This is a genomic window from Paraperlucidibaca wandonensis (assembly GCF_042677145.1).
GTDB lineage: Bacteria > Pseudomonadota > Gammaproteobacteria > Pseudomonadales > Moraxellaceae > Perlucidibaca > Perlucidibaca wandonensis.
Genome location: NZ_JBHTIT010000001.1, coordinates 743,373 through 757,576 on the forward strand (window position 1 = coordinate 743,373; position 14,204 = coordinate 757,576).

Genomic DNA, 14,204 nt, shown 5'->3' on the forward strand with positions numbered 1-14,204 from the left:
CATGCGTAATAACCTACCAGTGACAGGCACAGAGCGATTTTTAGGCGAGGGTGAGTTCATCCTCTCTAAGGCCGATCAGCAGGGCAATATTGTCTATATGAACCGCACGTTTATTGAAATTAGCGGTTTTACGGAAGCGGAGCTGATTAATCAGCCGCACAATATTTTGCGCCACCCTGATATGCCAACAGAGGCCTTTCGTGACTTTTGGATGACGCTTAAGTCGGGCAAGGCATGGAGCGGCATTATTAAAAATCGCTGTAAAAACGGCGATCATTATTGGGTGCAGGCCAACGCTGCACCTATCTGGGAAAATGGCGTAATTACTGGCTATATGTCGGTGCGTACGCGCCCAGACCGTAAAACGGTAGAGGCGACCGATGAGCTTTATCGCAAAATGCGCAATAAAGAGACCAAGGTCACTTTATCTGAAGGTCGCCTTATGCAGCCTGGTTTTGCAGGCTTAGTGCAACGCTTAGGTGACATCAGCTTAAAACGCCGCATGACATTGGTGTTTTTAGCGGCATTGGCATTGTGGGGCGTGCTTGGCTACAAGGCCCTGGGAGTATCAGGAAGCAGCACTCTTCAATGGGAAATCATTGCAACAATAGTATTTGGTGCAGTCCTTAATGCGGCATTGCTCTATCGCATTTTCTCTGTGGTGACTAAGCCATTAGATCGTGCACGCAAGCAGATGGTCGAGATCACCAACGGCAATATGTCGTTGCTGGTACACACCGATCGTCATGATGAAGTCGGCGCGATGACCGACGCCTTCAAATCGATGTTTATCAAATTGCGTTATGACATGGCTGATACGCGTCGTGCTGCAGACGAAGCGCAGCGCATGGGCTTCGCGCTGGCTAGTGTGAACGCACCGGTCACTGTGTCGAACGAAGAAAACAATCTGATTTACATGAATAACTCGGCGCGCCGTTTGTTTGAGGACGTTCTGGGCAGCGGTCAGGCTGTCGATAAACTGATGGGAAAACCTATTACTGAGTCACTCGATGACCCAGATTTGAAGTGTATTACAGCCGGTAAACTAGATGTGCCAAAGGCAGCCGATGGCATGGTCATTGGGCGCAATATCCGCTTAAGCACACGCCCGGTAGTTCATACTGATGGCACATATCTAGGTCGCGTATGTCAGTGGAATGATCGTACTTCAGAGGTTCGTTCAGAGCAGCAGATCTCGCATATGGTTGAATCAGCTGCCATGGGTGATTTTACGCAGCGCATTGATACAAAAGGTAAAGATGGCTTTTTCTTAGCATTGGCAAACAATCTAAATCAGCTAATCGACGCTACCGGCCAAAGTTTGGAGGATGTTGTTCGTGTCTTGAATGCGCTAGCCAAAGGCGACTTAACGCAAACGATAGAGCGCGAATATCAAGGCACGTTTGCTCAGATGAAATCTGATGCAAATACTACCGTGACACAGCTGAAAGACATCATCACGACAATCACAGAAGCGACCGATGCAATTAACGGTGCAGCCAAAGAAATTGCGGCCGGTAACGCCGACTTGTCACGCCGCACCGAGTCGCAAGCCGCAAGCTTGGAGCAAACAGCATCTAGCACCGAGCAGCTGACTAACACGGTGCGTAATAATGCCGATAACGCCACGCAAGCTAGCCAGTTAGCACGCACTTCCTCGGAAGTCGCCGATCGCGGTGGTCGTGTTGTTAGCGAAGTGGTCACAACCATGGGCGCCATTGCTGAGTCTTCTAGCAAAATTGCTGAAATCATTAACGTCATTGATGGCATCGCTTTCCAGACCAACATCTTGGCGCTAAACGCCGCTGTAGAAGCGGCGCGTGCCGGTGAGCAGGGCCGTGGCTTTGCGGTGGTGGCAGGTGAGGTGCGTAACTTGGCGCAGCGTAGTGCCTCGGCCGCAAAAGAGATCAAAGAGTTGATTTCTGAGTCGGTAGCGAAAGTATCGAATGGTTACAAGCTAGTGGAAACTGCTGGTCAAACCATGCAGGAAATCGTCAGTTCGACGCAGCAAGTGGCATCGATCATGAACGATATTTCGGCGGCATCGGAAGAGCAGCGCACCGGCATCATGCAGCTTAATAGCGCCATCACCACGATGGACGAAACCACGCAGCAAAACGCCGCACTGGTGGAAGAAGCTGCTGCCGCTGCGCAATCGCTTGAAGACCAATCCACCAACCTGACTGAGGCAGTGGGCGTGTTCCGCATCGATGGCCGTGAACGCTCAGGCTTCGGTTCACGCAAAGTAGAGCGTCTGCCATTCCGCACGGTTGGCAAAGCACCAGCCTTCAAGTCATCGCCAAAGCCTAAAGCAGTGGGTGGCTCAGCCGCTGCACGCCTCGATGATGAGTGGGAAGAGTTCTAAGTAGTAGGGCATAACCCCGAAACGGGTCGTGAGTTCCGACGCTGGCCACCATATTGGGTGGTCAGCGCAACAAGGAGATGCGGGTCGTGAAAGCAAATAATGAGCGCGTAGTCACCATTGATGGAAAAGAGGCTGGATTTGCCTTTAATCAAGGTGACTTTCGGCAAGTTAAAAAACTGATTTATGACCATGCTGGCATCAACTTAGCCGATACCAAACAAGACATGGTGTATTCGCGAATCATTCGCCGTTTGCGCGCAACGGGCACGCAAACCTTTAGTGAATATTTACAACTAGTGGAAAAAAATCCGGAAGAGTGGGAGGCCTTTGTTAACAGCCTAACCACCAACTTAACGGCGTTTTTCCGTGAGGATTATCACTTTCCCATCCTTGAGTCCTTGATGCGCTCGCACACAGACAAAAGCCGGCCATTTCGCATTTGGTGCAGCGCTGCGTCTACAGGCGAGGAGCCTTACTCTTTGGCGATGACGGCCTTAGAGGTTTTCGGCAAAAATCCGCCAGTGGAAATTATCTCAACCGATATCGACACCAGTGTATTGGTGAAAGCAGACACTGGCGTGTATCGCGCCGATCGTATTGAGAAGCTAGATCCTAAATATTTGCGCTACTTTATGCGTGGCAAAGGCAGTAATGAAGGCATGGTGCGTGTGCGCCCCGAAGTGCGCGATTTAGTGACTTTTAAGCAGCTCAACTTGCTCGATAATCAATGGCCTATCCAGGGTGTTTTCGACGCACTTTTTTGCCGTAATGTACTGATCTATTTCGATAAAGATACGCAGCGCAAAGTATTAGAGAAGTTCACTCCATATATGAATGCTAACGCTCAGTTATTTGTTGGGCATTCTGAGTCCTTGCTACATTTAAACGATCTTTTCCGCTTACGTGGCAAGACAGTATACGAGCGCCAGCTATCGCGCTCGTCGGCTGGGTGATTTGCCATGGCCTCGCAGCGGCGCCGCCCGCGATATGACGCTGCAGTCGGTGAGGAGTTTCTAGCAACCTCGAGATTTTTTGATCATCAGTTTAAGCGCGAGATCATCAAGATCATGCCGGGGCAATTTTTTGTCGCCAGTGGTGAGGTGATCATCGCCACCGTTTTAGGCTCTTGTGTGTCAGCAGTTATTTGGGATCCGGTTAGCCGTATTGGTGGCATGAATCACTTTATGTTGGCTGCAAGCGCTGATGAAAATGGTGAAGAGGCTGATTGCATGCGCTATGGCCAATTTGCCATGGATACTTTGATTGAGCGTGTGCTCGCTCATGGCGCGATGAAGCAGTCATTAGAAGCAAAAGTATTTGGCGGTGGACGAGTGCTACGTGGTTTTAATGCTAGCGATATTGGTGATGATAACGCCGCTTTTGTGCTGCAGTATTTAGAAGAGCGTGGCATTCCTATCAGGGCATGTAATCTCGGCGATGTTTACCCTCGGAAGTTGTATTTTTTCCCCGATAGCGGCCGCGTGATGATGCGAAAAATGAAAACCGACTACAACCCAAAAGTTGCTCGAATTGAGCAGGCGTATCGGGCCAATTTAAGACATTAAGGTATCGCATATGGCTTCCGCTAATATGGCTACATCTGCTTCGCTACAGCCTATTCGTGTCTTGGTCGTTGATGATTCATCGGCGATGCGTTTGTTATTGTCGGAAATCATTAATCGTCAGCCCGATATGCGAGTGATTGCGACCGCGCCAGAAACAGCCACTGCGCGCCAGCTAATTCGTGAGTTACAGCCCGATGTCGTGACGCTCGATGTGGAAATGCCGGGCATGGATGGCATTAGTTTTCTAGAGCGTCTCATGCGCTTAAATCCATTGCCGGTGTTGATGATTTCGAGTGCTGGCGATGTCGACTCTGATCTGGCTTTGCATGCGCTAGATTTGGGTGCGATGGATTTCATCAGCAAGCGTCAGCTCAAAGGCCGTGCCGATCTAAACCAAATGGCGACAGAAATTACGCAGAAAATTCGCCAAGCAGCGGAAGCCGGGCATCAATTCAAGCGGATTGAACCAACGCTTTCAAGCGCGAGACCAACTGTTGATCCAAAGCGAAAATACCCGCTTAACCACATCATTTGCCTTGGTGCTTCCACAGGTGGCACCGAAGCGATCAAACGCTTTGTTATGGGCTTACCCATCAACACGCCTCCAGTTTTGATTGTTCAGCACATGCCTGAGGGTTTTACTCAGCGTTTTGCCACGCGCTTAAATAATGAATGTGAAGTGCATATCAAAGAGGCCGCAGCGGGCGATGTGATACGCCCCGGCTGTGTTTATATAGCACCGGGGCATGCGCATATTTTGCTCGAGCGTGTGACCGGTGGTAGCTACAAAATCGTGCTTTCCGAAGGCCCTGAGGTAAATAGGCATCGGCCTTCGGTAGATGTTTTATTTGATAGTGCTGCCAAAGTTTTAGGGAAAAATGCGACCTCAGTGTTGCTCACCGGCATGGGCCGCGATGGCGCGCAAGGCATGGCCGCAATGAAGGCTGCGGGCGCTTATTGTTTTGCCCAAGATGAGGGCAGCTCAGTTGTCTATGGCATGCCACGAGCGGCATTTGAGCTAGGCGTTGTCGATGAGCAGGGCTCGCCAGAGCGTTTGACCGTGCGCGTGCTAGATCGCCTAGTGGCGCTGGCTGAGGCGCAAGGGTCAAAAGCCTGACGTTATTGCTTTGCCAATTATTTGACGTCGCTATTATCTGCTGAGATATATCCATAAGTACTTGAAATAAATGATTTAAGTAACATGGCACAGCATTTGCTTATTCACTAGTATTCGCGCCCCCAAGGCGAGCACTCAGTAGGAATTGGCAAATGAAAAAAATGGTCATGATAGGTGTAGGCGTCGCAGTACTACTGGCGGCTGCCATTGGCGGCACTTTATTCGTCACCGGTGCTTTTGGTGGCCACACAGCAGCCAGCGCAACGGAAGCTGCACCCGCCCCTGTGAAAGCCACTGCTGCCTACCTACCGATGGATCCTGCCTTTACCGTCAACATCGAAGACGGTTTCGCGACACGCTTTCTGCAAGTTGAAATTAATCTGATGTATCGCGACTCATCGGTAGTCGATCGCGCCACCAAAGCTATGCCACATATTCGCAATGACGTGCTGCTGCTGCTGAGTGCACAAAATCGCGAGTCGATCGGTACGCCCGAAGGCCGTTTGGCTTTGCAAGCCGCCTTGCTAAATAAAATCAATGAAGTGCTAACTGCCGATACAGGCTCTGGCGGCATTGAAGCCGTCTATTTCACCAAACTTGTGGTGCAATAAGGAGCACATCATGGGTGATATTCTGGAACAAGAAGAGCTTGATGCGCTAATCGGCGAGGGTGCCGAAGGACTGATCACAGATAGCACTGACGATATTCGTGGCGGCGGCGAGAAGTACGATTTTGCTAGCCAAGAATATGCGGTGTCGCGGCTTATTCCAGCTTTGTCGCAAGTGCAGTCGAGCTTGGCTGAAGGCATTAAGCAGCAAATGCGCCAATGGGTGCCAAGCGTAGACAATATCCGCGCCGATCGTATTGCCGTAATGAAGTTTGCGGAGGTTATGCGCAGCACAGCCGCTCCAGCTTATATCGTTAGCATGCGTGCTGAGCCATTAGGCTCGCCGATTTACCTAGCCTTTGAAGCTGAGCTGGTGTTCACGCTAGTTGATCATTTTTATGGTGGTCGCGGCCGTTCGCAACATGTGCGTGCCCAGGATTTTTCGCCATCAGAATCGCGCTTTATGGAGCGACTAACCGAAAGCTTGATTCCTGCGATAACAGCTGCTTGGCATACCGCTGTCGACATCAATCCAGTCATTGATGAGCACTACCACGATTTTCGTTTTGTCGATGAACTACAGCAGTCCGACACATTAATGGTGACGCGCTTCACCGTGCAAATTGGCTCGCATGAAGCAGAGTTATTGTCGGTGGTGCCATGGGCCGCCATTGACCCAATTCGCGATAGTTTAGGCGGTGTTGTTCGAACCACTAGGCAGGAGCATGACGAGCAATGGCGCACGCGTTTGATGTCTGGCTTAGTTGAAAGCCAGCTGTCTTTAGTCGCCAAACTCGGTGATAGCAAAGTGAGCTTGAAGCGCGTTTGTAACTTACAGGTTGGCGATATTTTGCCTATCGATAATCCTTCGCAAGTCACGATTCAACTCGAAGGACAGCCTTTGATGACGGCAAGCTTTGGTACGCATCACGGCCAGCTGTCGGCCAAAATTAAACATATTTATCCGGCCATACGCCGCCGCGATTAAGCCTTTAACCAGTGGAGCTATAGCCATGAGTGACAACGATTTCCAAGCAGACGATATTCAAGCCGCCGCCTTTGGTGAGCTACAAAGCCAGCCTGCAGCTGCTGCCAGCAGTGCGCCCAACGTTAATTTAGACATGATTTTAGATGTCAGTGTGACAGTGTCGATTGAGGTCGGTCGCGCTCGCATGAGCATTAGTGATCTGCTCAAGCTCAGCCAAGGCGCGATTATTGAGCTTGACCGCATGGCAGGCGAGCCGCTCGATGTATTAGTTAATGGCACGCTAGTTGCGCGTGGTGAAATTGTCGTTGTAAAAGACAAGTTCGGCATCATGCTGACTGAAGTCGTGAGCCCAGAAGAGCGCATACGCCGCCTTCACTAAGCGTTTAATAAGGATTTTCTATGATAGTGCGCCACTCGCTTTTTTATTCGCTCATTGGTGCATGGCTTGCCTTACCCTTGGTGGCGCAAGCGGCTCCAGCGGCTAATTTGCCGAAAGATCCTTTATCGACGGGCAATCTGCTGTCGGTATTTCTGGGCCTAACCTTTGTGGTGGCGCTGCTATTAGGCGCGGCATGGATGATCCGTCGTTTTCAAAAAATCCAAGCCCCGCGCGAAGGTGCTTTGCAGGTCACGGCGCAACTATCATTAGGCTTAAAAGAGCGTGTGATTTTACTCAGAGTCGGCGATGAAAACGTGCTGATTGGTTGCACGCCAGGTAGCATCCGCCCGCTACACACATGGCAGGGGCCGAGCCCAGTGCAGGGTAGTGAGGGCGACTCATCGCTGCCAACATCTCCTGACTTTATGACGCATTTACGCAGCGTTTTGGCTACTCAAGGCCTGCGCCGTCCTGGAGCATCGTCATGAGCTTGCGGCGCTTTTTGTCGCCTTCGGTGCTGACTAAGAAAAACCAAATTTTCACAGCGCTATTGATGCTACTGCCTTCGCTTGCGATGGCCGCGCCGACTGGCATTCCAGGCGTTAGCACATCAAGCGCTGGCGATTATTCGGTGTCGCTACAACTACTAGCGATCATGACTGCGCTAACGTTGCTGCCGGCTATTTTGCTGGGCATGACCGCGTTCACACGCATCATCATTGTTCTCGGTATTTTGCGCCAAGCCTTGGGCACGGGGCAGGCGCCATCAAACCAAGTGCTGCTTAGCGCAGCTTTGTTTTTGACGCTGTTTATCATGAGCCCAGTACTGAATCAGGCGTATACCGAAGCGGTTGTGCCCTATATGAATGATGAGCTGACCTTTGTGCCAGCGGTCGAAAAGGGCTTTGTGCCATTTCGCAGTTTTATGCTGAAGCAGACTCGCGAAGATGACATCGCGATGTTCGCTGAAATCGCCGGTGTTGGCCCGATGGCAAGTCCTGATGATGTGCCATTTACCATTCTCATGGCCTCGTTTCTCACCAGCGAGTTGAAAACGGCGTTTCAAATTGGCTTTCTATTATTCATTCCCTTCGTGGTTATTGACCTTGTGGTTGCCAGCGTCTTGATGTCTATGGGCATGATGATGTTGTCGCCGATGATGATTTCGCTGCCATTCAAAATTATGCTGTTTGTACTGGTCGATGGCTGGAGTCTGATCATGGGCTCGCTGGCGGCAAGCTTCCATATGGGAGCCACGCCATGACGCCAGATACCGTCATTGAGATCGGCCGACAAGCCATTATGGTGACGGTGTTGTTGGCAGCTCCATTACTGTTGGCTGCGCTGGCAGCAGGTTTGATTATCGGTATGTTTCAGGCCGCAACGCAGATTCAGGACATGACGCTAAGCTTTATTCCCAAGCTCATTGTCTTGATTGTGGTGCTTGGCCTTACTGGGCCTTGGATGCTACGAACGCTGGTTGATTACACGCGCGAATTGATTCAAATGATCCCTGACTTAGTGGGCTAGGGTGATGAATTTCGCCGTCAATGAAGCGCAACTTCTGAGCTGGCTGGCAGCCTTTTGGCTGCCTTTTTGCCGCATCAGTGGCGCTATTTTGTCGGCACCGCTATTCAGCGGAAAAGGCGTGCCTGGACAGTTTCGCATCTTCATTGCCGTTGTTTTAAGCGCGCTGATCGCTCCCATGGTGTTGACGCAGGCGGGCACTCCCGTAAACGACTTTAATCCCTTCTCTGCTAGCGGCATATTAATGGCTGCCAATGAGCTGCTAATTGGCATTTGCCTCGGTTTTTTAGTTCAGCTCACCTTTGAGGCCGTCATGCTCGCCGGCTCTTTAATTGCTACCGGCATGGGTCTAGGTTTCGCAACATTGATCGATCAGCAGCAAGGCACGCCAGTGCCGGTGTTGGGGCAGTTTTTGATGCTGATTACGCTGCTGCTGTTTATGGCATTAGATGGCCATTTGGCCTTTCTTGAGCTCTTGATGAAAAGCTTTATTAGCTGGCCTCCGGGCACATTATCAATCACGCCAGATGCAGCTCAGCAATTGTTAAAAGGCATTAGCAGCATGTTCGGCGCGGCCATGCGTATTGCCATGCCGGCCGTGTTGGCCCTGCTCGTCGTGCAAATCGCCATGGGTGTGATCAGTCGCTCATCACCTTCGATGAACTTATTTGCCGTCGGTTTTCCGCTCACCATGATGGTCGGCTTTATTGTCGTTTGGCAGGTTTTACCTTCGATAGCGCCAGCGCTTGAAGGCCTTTTAAACGCCGCTCTGGCACAGGGTGGCGTATTAATGGAGGCCGCCAATGTCCGGTGATGACGGCCAGGAAAAGACCGAAGAGGCGACCCCGAAAAAGCGCGAAGACTCCCGAAAGAAAGGTCAGGTTCCGCGTTCTAAAGAACTATCAACGGCCATGGTCACGATCGCCGCTGCAGTTGGTCTATTTGCTTGGGGGCCGCAAATCGGTCGCGACCTTGCCAATTTATTGACGGTAGCGCTTTCTCCGGCGGTTTTAGCTAACCCTGACCCCGAACTCATGCCCAGTTTATTCTATGGCCTGCTTGTGGAAGGGCTATTGCTGATGTGGCCGCTGATGGCGCTATGTTTTGCTGCCGCCTTAGTATCCTCTGTTGCTCTTGGAGGCTGGACTTTTAAGCTCAGTCTCAAGCTCGATCAGCTCAATCCCATTACTGGCTTAGGTAAGGTTTTTTCCGCTAAAAGCCTAGTGGAGCTGGGCAAATCCATGCTCAAGGTCGTGTTTATCGGCGCTGCTGCGTATGGCTTATTGAGCTATCTCACACCCTCTATTTTAGATCTTAGCCGACACTCGCCAGAGCAGGCTATGCGCCAAAGTGGCGGCATGCTGCTCTGGTTTTTTCTCATCGTGAGCCTGCCATTATTAGTTATTGCGCTGATCGATGTGCCGTGGCAAATATTCAGCTTTAACAAGCAGTTAAAGATGTCTCATCAAGAAATTACTGATGAGAATAAAGAGGCAAACGGGCGCCCAGAAGTGAAGGGGAAAATCCGCGAAATGCAGCAGGCAGCGGCGCGACGACGGATGATGGATCATGTGCCTAAGGCCGATGTCATCATCACCAACCCCACGCACTTTGCCGTTGCCTTGAGCTATCGCGAGTCTGGCGGCGGCGCCCCAATAGTCGTAGCAAAAGGCGCGGATGAAGTCGCAGCGCGCATTCGTGCCTTAGGAAAAGCCAATCAAGTGCCTTTAGTGGCATCACCTCGACTAGCTCGAGCCCTGTTCGCTAGCACTGATTTAGATAAAGAGATCCCATCTGGCCTCTATCTTGCAGTAGCTCAGATACTGACTTACGTATACCAGCTTAGGCAGTGGGAAGATTTGGGTGGCGAATACCCAGAAGCCCCTGCTCCAGTGGTCGACGACAGCTATCTGACAGGATTTAACGATGAACCTCAGCGAGACTTTTCAGACCCTAACCCGTAACGGCCTTGGCATCTTATTGCTGATCCTGGCGCTGCTGGCGATGCTGGTTGTGCCCATTCCACCGATCTTGTTGGACTTATTTTTCACCTTCAATATCGCGCTGTCGCTGATCATCATCTTTGCCGTGATCTATGTAAAACGGCCGATGGACTTCAACTCTTTCCCCACCATTTTGCTACTCGCCACCTTGATGCGCCTAGGTCTCAACGTCGCTTCCACACGCGTTGTGCTGATGGATGGGCATAACGGCCCTGGCGCTGCAGGTCACGTTATTGAGTCATTTGGTGCTTTCGTTATTGGTGGTGATTTTGCTGTCGGTATCGTGGTCTTTGCCATTCTGGTGATCATCAACTTTATGGTTGTGACCAAAGGTGCAGGCCGCGTCTCGGAAGTCACCGCGCGTTTCACCTTGGATTCATTGCCCGGTAAGCAGATGGCTATTGATGCCGATTTAAACGCCGGAGTTTTGACACAGGACCAAGCTCGCCAACGCCGTGAAGATGTACGCACCGAGGCCGACTTTTACGGTTCGATGGACGGTGCCAGTAAATTCGTTCGTGGCGATGCCATCGCCGGCATCTTGATTCTATTCATCAATATCATCGGTGGTCTGGCCATCGGCATGTTGCAGCACGGTTTGTCATTCGATCAGGCTGCTAATAACTACGTTCTACTCGCCATTGGCGATGGTCTAGTGGCACAGATTCCAGCTCTGCTGTTGTCGATTGGCGTGGCGGTTATCGTCACGCGCATCTCCAGCAGCCAAGACATGAGCACGCAAGTTGTTAAACAAGTGCTGGCCAGCCCGCGCGTGCTGTATTTAGCCGCTACGGTTATGGGTGTGATTGGCATTATCCCCGGCATGCCAAACTTGGTGTTTTTACTCTTAGCAGCAACCTGTGCCGGCGGCGGCTGGTTAATGCAGAAAAAAGCGCTAGAGCCTGAGGTGGTGGAAGGCGGCAGCATGGCCAATGCCGGTGCTCCAGGCACAGTGAAGCCTATCGAGCCGACTGAGCTGCAATGGGAAGATGTCACCAATACCGATGTCATTGGCCTAGAAGTGGGTTATCGCCTGATTCCATTGGTCGATCGTGCGCAGGGCGGTGAGCTTATTGGTCGCATTACTGGCGTGCGTAAAAAGCTATCTAAGGAGTTGGGCTTTTTGGTGCAGTCCGTACACATCCGCGACAACCTTGATTTGGCACCTGGTGCTTACCGCATTACTTTGCTCGGCGACACCGTGGCTCAAGGCGAAATCATCATGGGTTGTGAGTTAGCGATTAACTCCGGCCAAGTTCATGGCCAGATTCGCGGCACCGCCACCCGTGACCCAGCTTTCGGCATGGAAGCGGTATGGATCGACCCACTTTTACGCGATCAAGCACAGACCTTGGGCTATACCGTGGTCGATAACGGCACGGTGATGGCCACGCATTTAAGCCAAATTATTAAACAACACGCACACGAATTACTTGGTCACGAAGAGGTTCAGCAACTGCTCGATGGCTTGGCGAAAAGCGATTCGAAATTGGTGGAAAGCTTGGTGCCTAAGCAGCTGCCATTGAGCGTGGTGGTGCGTGTACTGCAGAACTTATTGAAAGAGGGTGTGTCTATTCGCAGCCTGCGTTTGATCGCTGAGTCGCTGGCCGAGCAAGCGCCGCGCACGAAAAACCCCGATGACTTACTCGAAGGTGTGCGCATGGCCTTGGGTCGAATGATCGTGCAAGAAATCAATGGCTTAGAGACTGAACTGCCAGTAATGGCGCTAGATGCTGACTTAGAGCAACTGCTGCTAAACACACTGAAGGGTGGCAATGGCGGTGTTGGCATTGAGCCAAGCTTGGCGGAGAAACTGCAAAACGGCTTGGCCGATTTTACCCAGTCGCAAGAGCTTTCTGGGCGTCCTGCGGTGCTGCTTGTGTCACCGGCGATTCGCTCTTGGTTGTCGCGATTTATTCGTCGCAGCGTGCCTGGCCTCAATGTCTTGTCCTATAACGAAGTGCCTGATAGCAAGGAAGTACGCCTAGTGTCGACCATGGGTCATAACGGCCGCGTTGGGTTGGCATGAGTTGTGCATTAACCGGTATATAGCGCGACGTTTTTGACAGCGCATCGAGTTAGCACAGGGGCAAGAGATGAAAATTCGTAAATTCAAAGCCGCAAATAGCCACCTTGGTATGCGCATGATTCGTGATGCTTTGGGCGACGATGCCAGCATTTTGGCGTGCTACGAAGTTGCCGGTGGCGTTGAGCTAATTGCCACGGCCGATGACCTAAGTGCCATCGTTAACTCGAAAGGCCAGCCAATCGATGCCAGCGCTAATCGCGCCGCCGAAATTGCCTCGGCCATCACGCCTGCTGATCAAATTGCCCGCCGCCAAGAAAACCTTCGTCATTTAGGCATGGCTGTTGACGGCGGCGCAGGCTCAGGTCAGCGAATTGCTGGCGATGGCGTCTCGGCTACTATTTCCAGCGCAGGCAGCAGCGCCGATGTTTTAATGCGTAATACCCGCCAAACAGCATCAGCAACCACATCCTCATTTGTCGCCTCTGTCAAAGAAGCGTCAAATCATGCCATTGAGGCCAGTAAAAAGGCCGCCAATGCCTTGGCAGGCAATCGCGTGAAAGCAGTATCTCCAGCGCCAGCAGCGGCTACACCTACCGCTAACATTGCTAAGCCCGCCGCCAAGCCAGCTGTAGCCAAACCAACGCTAGTCAAAAAACCTATCGTGCCAGCGGAAGACTCCGACAAGGCCCAAGCCGATATTTTGGCGCTCAAGCAAGAGTTGGGCTCGATTCGTCATTGGCTAGAAAATCATTTACGCCAAGCCAGTGTTTCCAGCCACGCCGATTTGCCAGACGAATTGACGCAATGGGCCGATGCCCTAGGTTTAGGTAATCAATGGTTACTGGCCAAGCCAGCATTATTGGATGCCGTCAAAGCTGGCATGCCAGCACCTGAGGCAATCGCCAAATCATTGGCGCAGGGCGTTCATGCCAGTGCGCTACCAGAGCGCGGCGTGGTGTTCATCATCGGCCCTGCAGGCGCCGGTAAAACCACATTGGTCAATAAATTGGTCATGTCAGATATCCGTCGCCATGGTCACGGTGGTTTGACACTAGTCACCACCGATGGCAATCGCCTAGGCGCGCAAGAGCAGCTGCGTGCCGCCGGCCGAGTGCTTGACGTGCCTGTGCACAGCGCATTCACACCGGATGACCTGCGCGATACCTTGGCGCGTTTAAGCCAAGAGCGCTTGGTGATTATTGATACCGCGGGCTTGCAAGCGCGTAACGATGCTTCGCTGAAAGCCCTAATGATGCAGCTCGCCTGCGCACCACATGCTGAGGTGATTTTAGCGCTACCAAGTGACGCTGATCCTCGCAGCTTGCGTGCCCTGATGAGCCGTTGCGCTGGCCTACCGCTTGCTTCTGTGGCGCTAACCCGCGTCGACATGAGCTATGCCTTGGCGCCCGTGCTGTCACTACTCAGTGATTATGGCTTAACGCTATCGGCGATTAATCAGAGCCCTCGCATGACAGATGGCATAGAAACTGCAAACAAAGATATAGAAGTGCTGCTGGCTGCAGCCATGGTGCAAGCCGATGAGCTTATTAATCACAGCGCTGGCACGGCGCCTAAGCAAGCGCAATCGGCCTAATAAGCCAGCATTTATACGAACACGATGCC

At 51.8% G+C, this 14,204-nt stretch carries 14 protein-coding genes; all 14 read left to right on the forward strand.

What is annotated here, in order from left to right; genetic code table 11:
• The first annotated feature begins 1 nt into the window (after window position 1).
• The 14 genes from ACFQ0F_RS03405 to ACFQ0F_RS03470 all read left to right on the forward strand — a co-directional run bounded on the left by ACFQ0F_RS03405 (window position 2) and on the right by ACFQ0F_RS03470 (window position 14,175).
• Complete coding sequence (locus tag ACFQ0F_RS03405; protein WP_379069172.1) at window positions 2-2,365, forward strand: methyl-accepting chemotaxis protein; 2,364 nt, start codon at window positions 2-4, stop codon at window positions 2,363-2,365.
• An 86-nt stretch (window positions 2,366-2,451) separates the two neighbouring features.
• Window positions 2,452-3,318 carry a CheR family methyltransferase gene (locus tag ACFQ0F_RS03410; RefSeq protein WP_379069175.1) on the forward strand — a complete coding sequence of 289 codons (867 nt, stop codon included), beginning with the start codon at window positions 2,452-2,454 and terminating at the stop codon, window positions 3,316-3,318.
• Between the two features lie 6 nt (window positions 3,319-3,324).
• Entirely contained in the window at window positions 3,325-3,930 is a 606-nt protein-coding gene (gene cheD / locus ACFQ0F_RS03415; RefSeq protein WP_379069178.1) for a chemoreceptor glutamine deamidase CheD, read from the forward strand.
• 25 nt (window positions 3,931-3,955) lie between these two features.
• Entirely contained in the window at window positions 3,956-5,047 is a 1,092-nt protein-coding gene (locus ACFQ0F_RS03420) for a protein-glutamate methylesterase/protein-glutamine glutaminase (RefSeq protein WP_379069181.1), read from the forward strand.
• 152 nt (window positions 5,048-5,199) lie between these two features.
• Complete coding sequence (locus ACFQ0F_RS03425) at window positions 5,200-5,658, forward strand: flagellar basal body-associated FliL family protein (protein WP_379069184.1); 459 nt, start codon at window positions 5,200-5,202, stop codon at window positions 5,656-5,658.
• 10 nt (window positions 5,659-5,668) lie between these two features.
• Window positions 5,669-6,643, forward strand: a complete 975-nt coding sequence (locus tag ACFQ0F_RS03430) for a flagellar motor switch protein FliM (RefSeq protein WP_379069187.1) — start codon at window positions 5,669-5,671, stop codon at window positions 6,641-6,643.
• A 25-nt stretch (window positions 6,644-6,668) separates the two neighbouring features.
• Entirely contained in the window at window positions 6,669-7,022 is a 354-nt protein-coding gene (gene fliN / locus ACFQ0F_RS03435; protein ID WP_340674566.1) for a flagellar motor switch protein FliN, read from the forward strand.
• A 20-nt stretch (window positions 7,023-7,042) separates the two neighbouring features.
• Window positions 7,043-7,510 (forward strand): flagellar biosynthetic protein FliO, encoded by a 468-nt coding sequence (gene fliO, locus ACFQ0F_RS03440; RefSeq protein WP_379069190.1) that lies wholly within the window; start codon window positions 7,043-7,045, stop codon window positions 7,508-7,510.
• Complete coding sequence (gene fliP, locus ACFQ0F_RS03445) at window positions 7,507-8,286, forward strand: flagellar type III secretion system pore protein FliP (RefSeq protein ID WP_340674568.1); 780 nt, start codon at window positions 7,507-7,509, stop codon at window positions 8,284-8,286. Before fliO ends, fliP begins: the two co-directional genes overlap by 4 nt.
• On the forward strand, window positions 8,283-8,552 hold the full coding sequence (fliQ, locus tag ACFQ0F_RS03450; protein WP_340674569.1) for a flagellar biosynthesis protein FliQ: 270 nt from the start codon (window positions 8,283-8,285) through the stop codon (window positions 8,550-8,552). The genes fliP and fliQ overlap by 4 nt, the downstream gene beginning before the upstream one ends.
• Before the next feature lie 4 nt (window positions 8,553-8,556).
• On the forward strand, window positions 8,557-9,363 hold the full coding sequence (gene fliR / locus ACFQ0F_RS03455; RefSeq protein ID WP_340674570.1) for a flagellar biosynthetic protein FliR: 807 nt from the start codon (window positions 8,557-8,559) through the stop codon (window positions 9,361-9,363).
• A complete protein-coding gene (gene flhB, locus ACFQ0F_RS03460; RefSeq protein WP_340674571.1) occupies window positions 9,353-10,513 on the forward strand; it encodes a flagellar biosynthesis protein FlhB in 1,161 nt (386 codons plus the stop codon). The genes fliR and flhB overlap by 11 nt, the downstream gene beginning before the upstream one ends.
• Window positions 10,476-12,581 carry a flagellar biosynthesis protein FlhA gene (gene flhA / locus ACFQ0F_RS03465; protein WP_379069195.1) on the forward strand — a complete coding sequence of 702 codons (2,106 nt, stop codon included), beginning with the start codon at window positions 10,476-10,478 and terminating at the stop codon, window positions 12,579-12,581. Before flhB ends, flhA begins: the two co-directional genes overlap by 38 nt.
• Window positions 12,582-12,648: 67 nt before the next feature.
• On the forward strand, window positions 12,649-14,175 hold the full coding sequence (locus ACFQ0F_RS03470) for a flagellar biosynthesis protein FlhF (RefSeq protein WP_340674573.1): 1,527 nt from the start codon (window positions 12,649-12,651) through the stop codon (window positions 14,173-14,175).
• Window positions 14,176-14,204 lie beyond the last annotated feature (29 nt).

What these genes read in the sequence shown, in the direction of transcription:
- ACFQ0F_RS03405 (WP_379069172.1), top strand. Translation starts at nt 2, where the DNA reads ATGCGTAATAACCTACCAGTGACAGGCACAGAGCGATTTTTAGGCGAG.
- cheD (WP_379069178.1), top strand. Translation starts at nt 3,325, where the DNA reads ATGGCCTCGCAGCGGCGCCGCCCGCGATATGACGCTGCAGTCGGTGAG.
- ACFQ0F_RS03420 (WP_379069181.1), top strand. Translation starts at nt 3,956, where the DNA reads ATGGCTACATCTGCTTCGCTACAGCCTATTCGTGTCTTGGTCGTTGAT.
- ACFQ0F_RS03425 (WP_379069184.1), top strand. Translation starts at nt 5,200, where the DNA reads ATGAAAAAAATGGTCATGATAGGTGTAGGCGTCGCAGTACTACTGGCG.
- ACFQ0F_RS03430 (WP_379069187.1), top strand. Translation starts at nt 5,669, where the DNA reads ATGGGTGATATTCTGGAACAAGAAGAGCTTGATGCGCTAATCGGCGAG.
- fliN (WP_340674566.1), top strand. Translation starts at nt 6,669, where the DNA reads ATGAGTGACAACGATTTCCAAGCAGACGATATTCAAGCCGCCGCCTTT.
- fliO (WP_379069190.1), top strand. Translation starts at nt 7,043, where the DNA reads ATGATAGTGCGCCACTCGCTTTTTTATTCGCTCATTGGTGCATGGCTT.
- fliP (WP_340674568.1), top strand. Translation starts at nt 7,507, where the DNA reads ATGAGCTTGCGGCGCTTTTTGTCGCCTTCGGTGCTGACTAAGAAAAAC.
- fliQ (WP_340674569.1), top strand. Translation starts at nt 8,283, where the DNA reads ATGACGCCAGATACCGTCATTGAGATCGGCCGACAAGCCATTATGGTG.
- fliR (WP_340674570.1), top strand. Translation starts at nt 8,557, where the DNA reads ATGAATTTCGCCGTCAATGAAGCGCAACTTCTGAGCTGGCTGGCAGCC.
- flhB (WP_340674571.1), top strand. Translation starts at nt 9,353, where the DNA reads ATGTCCGGTGATGACGGCCAGGAAAAGACCGAAGAGGCGACCCCGAAA.
- flhA (WP_379069195.1), top strand. Translation starts at nt 10,476, where the DNA reads ATGAACCTCAGCGAGACTTTTCAGACCCTAACCCGTAACGGCCTTGGC.
- ACFQ0F_RS03470 (WP_340674573.1), top strand. Translation starts at nt 12,649, where the DNA reads ATGAAAATTCGTAAATTCAAAGCCGCAAATAGCCACCTTGGTATGCGC.